This window comes from Paenibacillus sp. FSL H7-0350 (genome assembly GCF_038593195.1).
GTDB lineage: Bacteria > Bacillota > Bacilli > Paenibacillales > Paenibacillaceae > Paenibacillus_AQ.
On the sequence record NZ_CP151972.1, the window covers coordinates 4,706,878 to 4,721,091 of the forward strand.

The 14,214-nt window shown below is 54.4% G+C and carries 12 protein-coding genes; 1 reads left to right on the forward strand and 11 read right to left on the reverse strand.

Annotated features, from left to right (window positions below; translation table 11 throughout):
- Positions 1-48: 48 nt before the first annotated feature.
- The 7 genes from NYE24_RS21630 to udk form a co-directional block, all read right to left on the reverse strand.
- A complete protein-coding gene (locus NYE24_RS21630) occupies positions 49-1,383 on the reverse strand; it encodes a 6-phospho-beta-glucosidase (protein ID WP_342476631.1) in 1,335 nt (444 codons plus the stop codon).
- A gap of 6 nt (positions 1,384-1,389) precedes the next feature.
- Positions 1,390-2,388 carry a BadF/BadG/BcrA/BcrD ATPase family protein gene (locus tag NYE24_RS21635; protein ID WP_342476632.1) on the reverse strand — a complete coding sequence of 333 codons (999 nt, stop codon included), beginning with the start codon at positions 2,386-2,388 and terminating at the stop codon, positions 1,390-1,392.
- Positions 2,389-2,401: 13 nt separating this feature from the next.
- Positions 2,402-3,394: a LacI family DNA-binding transcriptional regulator gene (locus NYE24_RS21640; RefSeq protein WP_342476633.1), complete on the reverse strand. Its 993-nt coding sequence runs from the start codon at positions 3,392-3,394 to the stop codon at positions 2,402-2,404.
- Positions 3,395-3,593: 199 nt separating this feature from the next.
- On the reverse strand, positions 3,594-4,982 hold the full coding sequence (locus NYE24_RS21645; protein ID WP_342476634.1) for a sugar ABC transporter substrate-binding protein: 1,389 nt from the start codon (positions 4,980-4,982) through the stop codon (positions 3,594-3,596).
- Between the two features lie 39 nt (positions 4,983-5,021).
- Positions 5,022-5,900: a carbohydrate ABC transporter permease gene (locus tag NYE24_RS21650; protein WP_342476635.1), complete on the reverse strand. Its 879-nt coding sequence runs from the start codon at positions 5,898-5,900 to the stop codon at positions 5,022-5,024.
- Entirely contained in the window at positions 5,897-6,796 is a 900-nt protein-coding gene (locus NYE24_RS21655; protein ID WP_342476636.1) for a sugar ABC transporter permease, read from the reverse strand. Before NYE24_RS21655 ends, NYE24_RS21650 begins: the two co-directional genes overlap by 4 nt.
- 446 nt (positions 6,797-7,242) lie before the next feature.
- Positions 7,243-7,872, reverse strand: a complete 630-nt coding sequence (gene udk / locus NYE24_RS21660; RefSeq protein ID WP_036691281.1) for a uridine kinase — start codon at positions 7,870-7,872, stop codon at positions 7,243-7,245.
- Positions 7,873-8,067: 195 nt separating this feature from the next.
- On the opposite strand from udk, the gene NYE24_RS21665 reads away from it, so the two are divergent.
- Complete coding sequence (locus tag NYE24_RS21665; RefSeq protein WP_342476637.1) at positions 8,068-9,159, forward strand: beta-eliminating lyase-related protein; 1,092 nt, start codon at positions 8,068-8,070, stop codon at positions 9,157-9,159.
- Positions 9,160-9,328: 169 nt separating this feature from the next.
- Here NYE24_RS21665 and NYE24_RS21670 read toward each other — a convergent pair whose 3' ends face one another.
- From NYE24_RS21670 to NYE24_RS21685, 4 genes are all read right to left on the reverse strand, one after another.
- Positions 9,329-10,843, reverse strand: coding sequence for an oligosaccharide flippase family protein (locus NYE24_RS21670; RefSeq protein WP_342476638.1), 1,515 nt, complete (start codon positions 10,841-10,843; stop codon positions 9,329-9,331).
- Between the two features lie 41 nt (positions 10,844-10,884).
- On the reverse strand, positions 10,885-11,991 hold the full coding sequence (locus NYE24_RS21675) for a polysaccharide pyruvyl transferase family protein (RefSeq protein ID WP_342476639.1): 1,107 nt from the start codon (positions 11,989-11,991) through the stop codon (positions 10,885-10,887).
- Positions 11,988-12,977, reverse strand: a complete 990-nt coding sequence (locus NYE24_RS21680; protein WP_036691276.1) for a glycosyltransferase — start codon at positions 12,975-12,977, stop codon at positions 11,988-11,990. The genes NYE24_RS21675 and NYE24_RS21680 overlap by 4 nt, the downstream gene beginning before the upstream one ends.
- Before the next feature lie 211 nt (positions 12,978-13,188).
- The gene (locus NYE24_RS21685; protein ID WP_342476640.1) at positions 13,189-14,064 is read right to left on the reverse strand and encodes an aldose 1-epimerase family protein; all 876 of its coding nucleotides are present in this window, start codon (positions 14,062-14,064) and stop codon (positions 13,189-13,191) included.
- Positions 14,065-14,214: the final 150 nt, after the last annotated feature.

A 14,214-nucleotide genomic window follows, 5' to 3' on the forward strand; every position in this document is an offset into this window, starting at 1 on the left:
GCAGAGTGAACTGTGGTTGGCACAGGCTTTTTTATCAGAAGAAGGAAATTATAAGACAGGTGCAGGGGCAGCCGCTTCTCCGAAAAAGGCCGGCAGATACTCCCTATTCGCTTCCAGCATCTCATCCAGCATGGCGATGGCTACTTCCACAGAAGGGACGAGCGGGTGATGGGCTAACGCCTGGATCGCCAGGCTGCGGTCTCCGGTGACAGCGGCGTCGATGGCTAGCTGCTCATAGGTTTTCACGGCGTGGATCAGTCCTGTGGCCATCGGCGGAATCTTGGTCAGCGGCAGCGGGAGGGGGCCAGTCTTAGTCACGACACAGTTGACCTCGATGCTGGCATCGTCCGGCAGGAAGTCCAGAATGCCCCGGTTGGCCACATTCAACGTCTGAATGTCATTGGTGCCGCTATAGAGTGAGCGCATCAGGTTCACGGCCGCTTCGGAATAAAAGGCTCCGCCGCGCTGCTCCAGCTGCTTCGGCTTCTCATCCAGCGTAAGGTCGCTGTAGATGGCGAACAGCTCCTCCTCCACACGCTTGACGACTTCGGCGCGGTTCCCGCCTTGTGCTGCGGCTTCCTGCTGTTCTGCAAGCATTGCATCGGTCATGTAGAAGTACTTCAGATAATACGAAGGCAAGGCGTGCAGCGATTGCAGGAACTCGGGGTTCCATTCGCGTGCCGGAACATTCTTCGCGCTGTAGCCAGCGGTATCCTCCAGCATCTCTTGCAGCTTGTCTTCACCCTCCACATCAATGCGGGTAATCCAGTGCAGGTGGTTCAGGCCGACGAACTCGGCGTAGATCCGGTCCGGGGCAGTGTCATACTTGGCCGATACTTGCTTAATCAGGCCAATCGGAGCATTGCACAGGCCGATGCTCTTCACCTTGGAGTACCGCAGCACGGCTTCGGTGACCATGCCTGCGGGATTGGTGAAGTTGAGCAGCCAGGCGTCCGGTGCCAGCTCCTCGATATCCCGGCAGATGCCGAGAATGACCGGGATGGTGCGCAGCGCCTTCAACATGCCGCCGGGGCCGGTCGTCTCCTGGCCGATGACGCCGTACTTCAGCGGAATCGCTTCGTCACGGGCACGGGCATCCAGCATCCCGACGCGGATCTGGGTGCTGACGAAGTCTGCCCCGGCAATGGCCTCGCGGCGGTCGGTTGTCAGATGGACCTCGATCGGCAGGCCGGACTTCTCCACCATGCGCTTCGCCAGAGCGCCCACGATGTTCAGCTTATGCAGGCCAGCCTCAATGTCTACGAGCCACAGCTCCCGGACAGGAAGCTCCTTATGATGCAAGATGAAGCCTTCTACCAGTTCGGGGGTGTAGGAAGAACCTCCGCCGATGACGGCAATCTTAAGACCTTGGTTCGCTGTCAAGATGAATCACTCCTGTCTGGTGATGATCGTTGGAATAAGCTCAAATTCCTTGTAAGTACGCATCCTCTCATACATATCCTGGCTGATGGTGATCCCGTCCCGCTCCAGCGCCGACCAGAGAGCGCCGACCACAGGCTCGGTGGACAGTGTGACCACCGCCGCCCCCGGTGCCGCTTCGTGTACCGCTTGCTCGATCGGACCGCGAATCCAGCCCCGGTCGCCCCGGGTCAGCAGGCTTCCGGCCAGGACCACATCAAATTCATCGTTCTCCATACCGAGACGATGAATGACGGCCGCCGCGGCCTTGCCCAGCTCTACGCCTTGGCGGTTCAAGATCGCCAGCGCGGCGGTATCGCCCTCAGCCGCTGCCGGGAACAGCAGGCGGGCCGCATCCAGCGGCACCTGCTTCCCGTGATCCAGGAAGTCGTCGTACATGTCTTCCACCTGCTCATAGCCAAGCAGCCTGAGGAGCGGCTGCGTCAGCAGCGTAGGAGCCTCGCGGCCGTCCCAGGCCCGGATGACCGTGCGGAACACCTCGATGTTCAGCGCACCACCGCCGCCGAAATCGCCGTACATATAATCGAAGCCGCCGCATTGGAAGTGGCGGCCCTCAGGATTCAGGCCCGCTGCATTGGTGCCGGTGCCGCAGATCAGGGCCACGCCGTAGGGGCGGTCTGTCCCCGCCCGCAGGCCGATCATCGGGTCACCGCTGATCGTGTACTGCGTGAAGCCGATCCGGCGGATCAGCGGATGCAGGATGTTATAATCGGTCTGGCGGTCCGCCCCGGCCAGCCCGAGGTAGGCATGGCGGAGCTGATCCAGCCGGAGCCCGGCTTCGGCCAGCGCTAGAGAGGCCGCTTCGCGGATGCTTGCTTCCGCCTGCTGCACGCTGGTCTGATGATTGCCGTTGCCGCTCCGGCCTTTGCCGAGGATGCGGCCTTGTTCATCGCATATGAGGGCGTAGGTTTTGCTGCCGCCCCCGTCGATTCCCATGTAATAAGCCAATGATTTGTCACTCCTAAAATTTTGTCTTCGTCGATTCCCGCACGATCAGCTCCGGATCAATCCGGATATTGGAGCCGCGCTTCATCTCCCCGCTGATCCGGCGCAGCAGCATGTCGGCGGCGGCGACTCCGATCTTGTCCGCCGGCTGGCGCACAGTGGTCAGATGCGGGTGGAGCTGGGAGGCGATATAGTGGTCATCGTAGCCGACTACAGCAACCTCCTCCGGCACCTGTACGCCCGCCTCCATCAGGGCATTGATCACCCCGAGGGCAATATTGTCATCTCCGGCGAATACGGCCCCCGGCAGCTTGCCCTCCGCAAGCCAGCACTGCGCGGTATCATAGCCCATGGCGATTTCGAATTCCCCGTGAACCATCTCGAACGGGGCGAGGCCCTGCTCCTGTAGCGCTTGCAGGAAGCCCGCGCGACGCTCCCGCGTACTGCGGAACATCTCCTGCCCGCAGAGATGGGCGATGGAGGTATGCCCCAGCTCCAGCAGGTGGCAGGCTGCGGCATACCCGCCTTTGAAATTGTCGATGGTGATCGAGTAGCTGTCATTCTCCGGCAGCTGATTGTCGATTAGCACATAGGGAATGCCCCGCCGCTTCAGCTCGATAATATAATTGTCCTCATTGATCGGGGAGAGCAGGATGAGTCCGTCCACCCGGTCTTCCTGGATCAGATAGTGGCTCTCCCCGGAGCCGATGCCATCCGACACGGAGATGGCCAGATAATACCCGTGCAGGGCCAGCGTCTCATTCAGCTCCTTGACCACTGCATCGAAAAAGGAGTCCTGCAGGGTCGTTACGATCAGGCCGATAATGCCGGTCTTGCCGCTGGCCAGACTGCGGGCTGCTGCATTGGGGCGGTAATCGAGCTCCTTGATCGCGTCGAGCACCTTCTGGCGGTTGTTCTCCCGCACAGACGTTGCTCCGTTTAATACCCGCGATACGGTAACCACGGACAGCCCTGATTTTTTGGCTACATCAAAAATACTCACTTTCATCCCAAGCGCTCCTTGCGGCGGATTTGCCGGTGCTTATAAAATATAAGAATTTATATGTTTCACACGATAACTTATCCTTCTATTTCTCGCTGAAACGGTACCGTCCTTTAAAAGGACGGCAAAGTCGTTTCCACTTGTTCTATCTCCAGTATACAGGCCGCACCGGGGTTCCGCTAAACATATAACCATCGCCGGGCCGCTACCTCTTGATGATCTCCGAAACCTTTTTCTGAATCACCGGCATCACCTCTTCCAGGGTCTTGTGCCCGGTCTCGACCGGCTGCAGCTCATTGATGAACATATCGTTGATCTGCGAGTAGTTGGTAATCAGATGGTTGTAGGATTCGTAGCCGTATTTGACCGCGCCTTCATAGACCTTCTTCACATCCCCCGGATCAATCCCGTCAAAATGCTTATAGTACACCTCAGCCGCTTCAGTATTCACAGGCGGATTGCCTCCGCTCAGCTCGATGGACTTCTCCTGGACCTCGGTGGTCATCAGGTATTTGATCCATTCAAAAGCCTCCTTCGGATGCTTCGAGTCCTTCAGAATCAGCAGCGGATCGACGAACAGCGTGCTGCGCACCTTGTCGTTGCCTCCCCAAGGCACGGCGGCTACGCCAATCTTGAACGGGAAGTCGTTAGCCCCGGCCAGGTTCCAGGAGCCGCCGATGGACATGCCGATTTTGCCTGCGACGAACGGGTCGCCGTTCTGTCCGGCTACGCTTTTACTCCATTCGGAGGTCGGGGATACCTTCTCCTTGAATACAAGGTCGAACAGCTTCTGGTACGCGGCAATGACCTCCGGTGAATCGAAATGTGTCTCGGAAGGAACACCGCCGTTGGTCCAGGTATCCTCAGAGTAAGGCTCTGCCCCGAAGTACAGCGGCCGCATATCCCGTTCCGCCCAGGTGAAGTCTACGCCGTACTGTGTTTTGGCAATATCGTCCGAGACAATCGTCATCTTCTTGGCATCTTCCACCATATGGTCAAACGTCCAGCTCTTATCTTCATAATCGCTCGGCGGGTAGGAGACGCCTGCGGCATCGAACATATCCTTGTTGTAGAGCATCAAGGTGACATACATATTGACCGGTATGCCGTAGGTATGACCGTTTACGGTATAGATTTTCATCAGATTCTCAGGAATGTTGTAGTCCTGCGCCTTGAAGCCGTCTTCCTTAATGAGGTCCGTCAGATCCAGCAGCATATCCTTGTTATAGTATTCTGCAAAACCGCCGTATCCGTAATGGCTCGTCACATCCGGGGAATTACCTCCGGCAATCAGTGTCTGCAGCTTGCTGTCGAACTGCTCATAGGGTGCCTTCTCTACCTTGACCTTGATGTTCGGATGCGCTTTCTCGAAATCCGGGATCAGCTTCTCGATAAAAGTCCGGTCCTCGGAATCAATAGTATAGTGGGATATCGTCACTTGCTTCCCCGGATCGCCGGTATTCCCGGCTCCGCTGTCACTAGCAGCCACATTGCCTGCCGATTTGCCCCCGCCGCAGCCTGCCAGGACTGATGATACTGTCAGAGCTGTTGCCAGCAGCAGCGCATACCTCTTGCTTTTCATCATATTCTTCATTGTCTAATCCCTCCTGATTTCAAGTGTTGTAACCCGGGATTACTTGATGCCCGTCAGTACAATGCCTTCTACGAACTGCTTCTGGGCGATGGCGAACAGGGTGACGATTGGAACCATAGCCAGTACCGAAGCGACCATCAGCAGATGCCACGGCGGAATGCGGAAGCGCGATGAGGTGAGGGAGGCCATGCCGACGGGAAGCGTGAATTTGTCCGACGAGCTTAAATAGAGTACAGGGGTCAACAGATCATTCCAGCTATAGATAAAAGCAAAGATCGCAACCGTCGCCAGCGCCGGCGCCGACAACGGCAGCGCGATGGTCCGCCACATCCTCAGCTCGCTGCAGCCGTCCATCCGTCCGGCGTCGAACAGCTCCTCAGGCAGCGTGGAGAAGAACTGCCGCAGCAGGAAGATGTTATACGCTGAGCCGAAGAAGGCGGGAACGATCAGCGGAAGGAAGGTGTCAATCCACTGTATCTGAGAGAACAGCACGAACTGAGGAATCATAATGGCTGGATAAGGCAGCATCATCGTGCTCAGCAGCAGGATGAACCAGAAGTTGTTGCCGCGTCCCCGGTATCTGGCGAACCCGTAAGCGACCAGAGCCGAAGAGAGCAGGGTGCCGAATACGGAGAAGCCAGCGATGATCAGGCTGTTTTTGTACAATGTGCCGAACTGCAGAGTCTCAAAAATATCCGTATAATTGCTCCAGGCCCAGCTCTCCGGCAGAAAGGTCGGCGGGAATTTCAGCATCTCCCGTTTCGACTTCAGCGAGGTGGAGACCATGAAGAACAGCGGCAGCAGCATGAGGAACGTTGTAAGGAGCAGCGTGATGAAGCTGACAAGCTTAACGGGCTTGAATCTCCGGCGCAGCCGGGAGGGCGGACCAAGCGGACGGGTGGCCTTAACAGTACTCATCGGCGGCTGCCTCCTTCATAATGGACATAACGGCGAGACAGCCTCATAATGACCGCCGTGAACAGCATGACGACAATCAGCAGCACCCAGGCAAGCGCGGAGGAGTATCCGGCACGGTATTCCTTGAAGGCGCTGGTATACAGATTGTAGACGTAGAACCAGGTGGAATAATTGGGGCCGCCCTGCGTCATGACGAAGGCCTGCGTGAAGACCTGGAAGGAGTCGATCAGACCCATAATCAGCTGGAACAGCAGGACAGGCGAGATCATCGGCAGCGTAATATTCAGGAAAATGCGGAAGCGCCCTGCGCCATCCAGATTGGCGGCTTCGATCAGGCTGGCCGGGACGCCTTGCAGACCGGCGAGGAAGAGAATCATGCCCGAACCTGCTGTCCAGAAGGACATGATGATTAGCGCATACAGCGCCGTATCGGGATTCATCAGCCAGGCCGGGCCGTGAATGCCGAACCAGGAGAGCATATAGTTGAAGAGGCCGATCTGCGGATTGAAGATCCAATACCAGAGGAGTGACATAGCCACGCCCGAGACCATGCTGGGGAAATACATCGCTGTCCGGAAGAAGCCGCGCCAGGGAAGAGTCTGATGCAGCAGCAGGGCGAAGCCCAGGCCAAGCAGCAGCTGTACCGGCACACTGATGAAGGTGTACCTTAAGGTGACTGTCACGGAACGCCAGAACAGCTCATTGTGGAACATCTCCGTATAGTTGGCGAGGCCGATGAATTGGGGCGGATGAATGATGTCATAGTCGGTGAAGCTGTAATACAGCGATGACAGGATCGGGTACAAGGCGAAGATCAGGAAGCCGACCAGCCATGGGGAAATGAACAGATACATGTAGAACGTCTGCCGCCGGGTCTCACTCTTAATCACGGACACACCAGCCTTTCTTCCTTAAAGTATAAGCGCTTTAACTTTAGTGATAAATAAAAGTTGTAACTTGCTAAATTAATTAAAGTGGACAATACAATAAACAAATTAAAGTTAAATCGCTTTAACTTTAATGCCTGCCATTGAACTAATCATAGTGGATGAAACCCAAATAATCAATCCTTTATTTTGTTTATAAAGCGCTATCAGTCAGGAAATATAACAAATGGATTGATGTATTTGCTGAAAATGATGAAAATTATAGTGTGAACATGATTTTTATGTCAGGTAATATGACTTTTGTGGCGCGATTTCTGGATCAGATCACCTGCGGCCGTCCTCGCGGTGCCCAATGTAATCGGTTTTCCGATTACATTATACTCCCCGAAACAGCAAAGAACCGTCCGGCCCGCCGGACGGTCCTTGCACCCCTATCAGCGGATAGGCGGCTTCATTCAGTTCCATTGGTGATCGCCGGACAGATACTTTTCGGTCAGTACCGACAGCAGCTCGATCCCGACCTGATTCTGTCCGCCTTCCGGGATGATCAGGTCGGCGTATTTCTTAGAGGGCTCGATGAACGCCTCGTGCATCGGCTTCACCGTGGTGAGGTATTGCGTATGGATCGAACGGATGGTCCGCCCGCGTTCCTCGATATCCCGCAGCACCCGGCGCAGGATGCGTACATCGGGATCGGTGTCCACGAACACCTTGATGTTGAGCTGCTCGCGCAGCTTCTCGTCGGACAGCACATGCAGCCCTTCCAGAATGACGATGTTGTTCGGGGCCAGCCTCACCGTTTTTTCGGTGGAACGGGCATGAACCGTGAAGTCATACACGGGAGCGAAGGCGGCTTGTCCCGCTTTGAGACAATCCAGATGCTCGATCAGCAGTTCCGTGTCAAAGGCCAGCGGGTGGTCGTAGTTAATCGCACCGCGTTCAGCCATGCTGAGGTAAGAATGGTCTTTATAGTAGTTATCCTGGGATATGAATGTTACTTTGTCTGAGCCAAGACGGTCAATCACGGAGCGTGCTACCGTTGTCTTGCCGGAGCCGGTCCCGCCGGCGATACCAATAATAAGCATGGTGAATGTATAAACCTCCCTAAGCAATTGCCTTTGCAATTCCAATATTGTAGCACAGCGGTCAACTTATTTCACCTTGCTGGAGAGGAATATCATGTGAATATTCAAAACATTCGGTTATTTTGTAGGGGAATGATATAATTTCAAGGATTCATTCCGTTCGGATGCTACGGAGAAGGGGGCTAGGATAACAAAATGAACCAGGAGAATGCTTTGATGGAGGCGTTCGGCAGGACGCAGGTGCAGCTTGCTGGCCATGGCGGACGGGACGCAGCCGTACTCAAGAGGGCACTGGCTAGTGTAGAGGACAGCCTCGCTGCGGACATGTACGGGACAGGGACGGTGATTGAGGAGTTTCAGGCGGAGATGGCAGAGGTGCTGGGCAAAGAATGCAGCGTGTTCTTCCCCAGCGGCACGATGGCCCAGCAGATTGCTCTGCGGATCTGGAGTGACCGTGAGGGCAGCAAAAGGGTCGCGTATCACCCGCTATGCCATCTGGAGATTCATGAGCAGGACGGCCTGAAGGAGCTGCATCATCTGGAGCCGCTACTGCTGGGCGGTGCCGGCCGCCTGATTACCCTGGAGGATGTGAAGGGGATGGGACCGGGGATTGCCTGTCTGCTGCTGGAGCTGCCGCAGCGGGAGATCGGCGGACAGCTGCCGGAGTATACGGAGCTGGAAGCAATATCGGTGTATTGCCGGGAGCAGGGAATCAGGCTCCATCTGGACGGGGCGCGGCTGTTCGAGGTGCTGCCTTACTACGGCAAGACGGCCGCTGAGGTCTGCGCGCTGTTCGATAGCGTGTATGTCTCCCTGTACAAGGGGATCGGCGGGATTGCCGGAGCGATCTTAGCCGGAAGCAGGGAGTTCACGGAGGAGTCGAAGATCTGGAAGCGCCGCCACGGGGGCGATCTGATCAGTCTCTATCCCTATATTGTCCCGGCCCGGTATTATTACCAGCAGCGCATCAGCCGGATGTCAGAATACTATGAACAGGCCAAGGAGCTGGCGGCCTTATTCAACAGCTGTGATAAGGTATCCACGCTGCCGGAGGTTCCGGTCTCGAATATGTTCCACATCCATTTCGCGTTGTCTCAGGAGCAGCTTGCTCCTGTATTGATTGGGATCTATAACGAGACCGGCATTGGCCTGACACCGCGGCTCAAGCCAACGGGTGAGAACGCCTGCTACTACGAGCTGAACATAGGCGATGTCTACGGCGGCGTCTCGGGGGCGGCGCTGAGGCAGGCATTCCGGCTGCTGGATGAGCGGCTGAAGCAGCTCTGACTCTGATAGATAAGTAACAAGCCTCTGCGGAAGCCCGCAGAGGCTTGTTTGCTGATTGCAGTACAGGTGGAAGCAGGAACAGCGAAAGGCAGCGCCTGGGTTCAAAGAATAAGAATTTATAGGCATCGCGCAATAAAAATTCCTTATCTTTCTTCTTGAAGGATGCAGACTAGGCCTGGCTCCGCAGAGCCATTTTTCTCACGGGTCCGGCCACCATCTGCTTCTCTGCCCCGTTCAGTCCGAACAGCCACATAGTAAGCACATAGATGAGGGAGTACAGGATGACATACATGCCCAGGTACACGTAAGAAGTGATGCTCACGAAGCTAAGCAGGAACCCGCACACACCGGACAGCAGCACCACCGGAATGAAGACGCGGATGATCTGCAGCCAGAAATGAAGGATATCGAACTTCAATTTATACTTGTAGTACACATTATTCAGGCATACATTGATGATCATCCCGATAGCAGTAGCAATGGCGCAGCCTGTAATCCCCCAGATCCGGATGAACCAGAAGGTTAAGACCACCTTCAGAATAGCGACAGAGAAATAGATGAAGGCCTTCACACGGTGCATATTCATCGCTTCCAGCATGGTGGCGAACAGGGATTGCACAATCGATGTGATCTGGGGAATGATAATGATCAGCGCAACCGTGTACGCATATTTGTAATCCTGCCCGAGCCAGATCAGAATGAAGCTCTGTCCGAATAATACGAAGCCCGAGACGATATAGCCTACGATCAGCGCCTGGATTCTGCCTATTTTGACCAGCTCCAGCATTAAGGCCGCCTGATCTGCACCCTTGACGATCATCTTGGTGAGCTTCGGCAGGTAGAAGCTGGCCAGCACATTGGAGAAATTGAGAATATACGTGTTGAGCTGGGCGGCGATGGCGAAGATGGCGATAGGCGTAGCCCCGAGGAACATCCCGATGATCAGCGGATCGGCATTCGTATAGATCTGGAAGGCGATCGAAGACAATAAGATATACGACGAATAGCTGAAGATCTCTTTGAACAGCTTGGTATCGAAGCCGTGGAATCTGACCTTCAAGTTCAGCTTGGTCCGGCAAAAGACCACGTTAATCACGCCGATCGCCAGGTTCAGCACAAGCGCAACGGTAACCATTCCTGTCGATCTGAAGTCGAACAGCAGGACCAGCACCATCATGGCCGGAGACAGGACCACGCGGATCAGGTTGATGATTTTGAGATAGACGAACCGCTCATAGGCCGTAATGATCGAGCTGAAGATATTCAGCGGGAACGAGACAGCCACATTGATGGCAGCAATGATGAATATGGTCTTCAGAATGCCGAGCTCAGCTGCATCGAGGCTGCTGAAGATCGAATCGAAATTGAACACCAGAATCACACTGGCAAGTAAGGAGAGGAGTCCGATGGCTGAGAAGAGCAGCAGGAACATTCCGTTAATATTGCGCTGGCCTGCGGAGTCATTCTCAGAGATGTATTTCGCATTGAAGCGGATGACCGCGCTGCCGAAGCCCAGATCCAGCAGGACGATATAGGCGATGATAGAGTTCACCAGTGCGAATAATCCATATTCGGATTTCCCCAGGGTCGACACAATGAACGGCGTCGAGCCCAGGGAGATAATAACGCCTAGAAATACCGAAGCATAGGTTATGATTGCAGCAAGTTTTATATTGGTTTTCAAACAGATCGCTTCCTCGCTACAGAGAGTGTCTTGTGCTTATCTTAAGCGGTAACGATAGACGAAGCAGGTTCTTCAGCGCTGCTGCTTGCCATGGATTCAATGATCTGGCTGTAATGCTGGGCCGAGAATTCATTGTTGTACCGGGGGCGTTCGATTGTTTTCAGTTCTTCCAGCAATGCCGGGATGTGCTTCACATCGTTCGTGAATTTCACATAACCCAGATGCTTGATCCATTCGTAGCTGCCTACGACCTTATAATTGTAATTCCCCAGTGCAATACAAGGCGTGGACGTAATCGCCGCAAAAATCATTCCGTGCAGCCGGTCCGTAATCACAACCTCGGCCTCCTTGAACTGATTCCATAAGGTATTCAGCTCGTGGTCCCGGTCTTCCAGGGAGACAGGGCGGAGGATGCAGGTATCCGTGAAGGTAGTGGAGATGTAGTGCTTGGAGGTGTACTCCTGGATGACCTTTTTATCCTGCTCGCTGAAAATACTCTCCTTATCCGCTCTAATGCACAGAAGGGCACCATGGCGCTCCTTAGGAGGATCAGTGATGTCGAGGGACATTACAATGTCCGGCGTTAACAGCACTGCGTTGTTTCTGAAACCTGCTTTCATAATTTCGTACGACGTTGCCTCTCTGGCGACCAGCGTGAGGTCCTTGTGGGAGCCATAGAGGTCCTGTGTCTTCTTGAACTCCGCGCGGCCAAGCTCGGTATCACCGAAGTAGATGGTCTGCGGGAAGACGATGATTTTGTTATTTGGGAACTCGGAGATAATCTTGCGGCGTACCTCTTCCTCGCGGAAATACTCGATCCCGAAGTTGCCTCCGCCCTGAAGCACGAAAATATCCTCCGGCGAACAGAATTCCTCCAGACACTTCATGTTATGCATCAGCCGGTTGGCGACAATCTCAATCAGGGTATAGTCAGGAAAAGCTTTCCGCAAAAAATTCATCTGCGCATAAGTAATGGCGTGATCGCCCAGATTGTCATGCTCAGGGGAGCCGACGACGTAAATGGCTTTCGTCTTGTCTTTATATGCATTCCGGTAGCTCAGATAGCCCTTATAATATTGATAGACGGGAATATTGCTTACATAATTGCGGAAAGACAACGGCAGGATCTTCTCAAGGGCTTGGCTCATATCATATTACTTCCCTTCAAACGGAGTTTGGAATAATACAGCATTTTGTATACCGTGGAGCTGGTTAGAATAAGCAGGGCTGCCGTCTTCATCTCCCGGCGGATGATGCGGTTGCGCAGGATCGCGGAGGTATGCTTGCTCAGGAACCCGCCCAGCTCGGCCAGATATTCCTTGTTAACTGCAGTCTCGCCGGTAATCAGCTGGAAGTTGCACAGCTCAATGCCTTCGGTTACGGTCCGGGATAACGAGATTTCTTTGGCGACCGGATAGTTTTTATCCTGAATCGTCTCGTAGATCTCCAGCGCCGCACGGAAGCGGTCGTAATATTTCCGGTTGTTCATCGCTCCGGTGATGCTGTCGCTTCGCTTGAGATACAGGTATTTGGGGGAGTCCAGCGAGACGGTCTTGTTCGCCTGGAGGAATAATTTATAGGTGGTAAAAATGTCCTCGAAATACCGGCCGACCGGATATCTCACCTGGCTGAACAGCTCAGCCTTGTACAGCTTATCCCAGGCAAGGTTCTGGATCTCGGTATCCTCAAGCAGCTTGTCAATGGCTTGCGCATTATCGTATACACGCACCTGGTGCGTGAAGGACTTTTCCAGCTTGACATCATCCTGTACCTCGCAATGGCCGCATACAGCGATATCTGCATTGTGGGCGGTGATGAGTTCGTACAGGGCTTCGTACATGTCCGGTTCAATCCAGTCATCGCTGTCGACGAACCCGATATACCGGCCCTCTGCCACATCAATTCCATAGTTGCGGGCATCGGACAATCCGCCGTTCTGCTTATGAATGACGACGACACGCGGGTCCAGCTCCTTGTAATACTCGCAAATCTCGCCGCACTTATCAGGTGATCCGTCATTGACCAGAATCAATTCAAAATTGCGGAAGGTCTGCGCCAATATCGAATCCACACACTTCCTCAGGTACAGTTCCACGTTGTAGATAGGCACAATAATACTTATCTCTGGCTTCACTCGAGCAGTCACTTCCTTTCCCGGTTCTGATTCGGGTCTACGCGTCACTATATTTGTGATAATCTTACTATCCGGGTCAAAAGGTTGTATATACTACTAAAGTGTACTTATCGCTTGAGGAGGGGCGTGAACTGCCTGATGGGAAGCCGCTGTTCCACAGCAAAAAGACCGCAGCACCATGGGGTGACTGTGGCCTTTCGCCTGCTGAAATTTAGTTAAACGTAATCGCCAGCGCGCTGGTAAACTGGCCGCCCGGCGGCAGGGAGATGGCGTTCTGCTTCTCCCGGAAATCGCCGGTGAAGCCTTCGAGATCGGCCACGCCATGCCAAGGCTCGATACACACGAACGGTGCATTCTTCGGCTGCCAGATGCCGAGATCGGGGAAGCCCGTGAAGGCGACGCTTACGCTCCGGTCAGACTGTCTGCTTTTCAGGGCAACCGATCGGGACTGGACATTGCGGAACACAAGGGCGTCATGCGCAAACATCTCGTGGTTCAGCGGCATCTTGTTGTCCGCGCCGAGCATGGCCTCGTTCTGGCCCGGAGTGATCAAGCCATTCTCATTCAGGAATAAGCGCTCCAGGCGCTCCGGCTGTTCGAATTCAAGATAGTAGTCGGTGAAGCGGCCTTCTCCGCCAATCGGGCAGTTGAAGGCCGGATGGGTGCCGAGCTGGAAGAACATCTCCCCTTCACCGGGATTCTCCACCCGGTAGCTGATGTCCAGCGTGCTGCCGTTCAGATTATAGGTGAGATACAGATGGAATGGATACGGGTAGCTGGCCAGCGTGTCCTCGCTGTGCGATAGCCGGTAGACCGCTTGCGTCTCGCTTGCCTCCACCAGCGTGAATTCGTTGCGTCTGGCGAAGCCGTGCCGGGCCAGCGGATAAGTCTGTCCATCTACACGGACCACTTCGCCTGCGGCTCCCCCGATCATCGGGAACAACACCGGAGAACGGCCTGTCCAATAGGCGGCGTCTCCGTTCCACATATATTCAGTATCTGTATCCGTTCTTCTGAAGCTGACCAGCTCAGCACCGAGTGAACTGATCTCGGCCACGGCCAGGCTGCTGCGTAAAATAGTATTCATGCTCTGTACCCCTCTCGCCCTGCAATATGTAATCCTGATGTCTCATATTCTAACAGACTTCCCCGCAGGTGCCAGCAAATAACGGAAATTCTCCAGCCTATAATTTTTACAGTATGTACAATGACAAACAGGTGGAATTCGTTAACATAG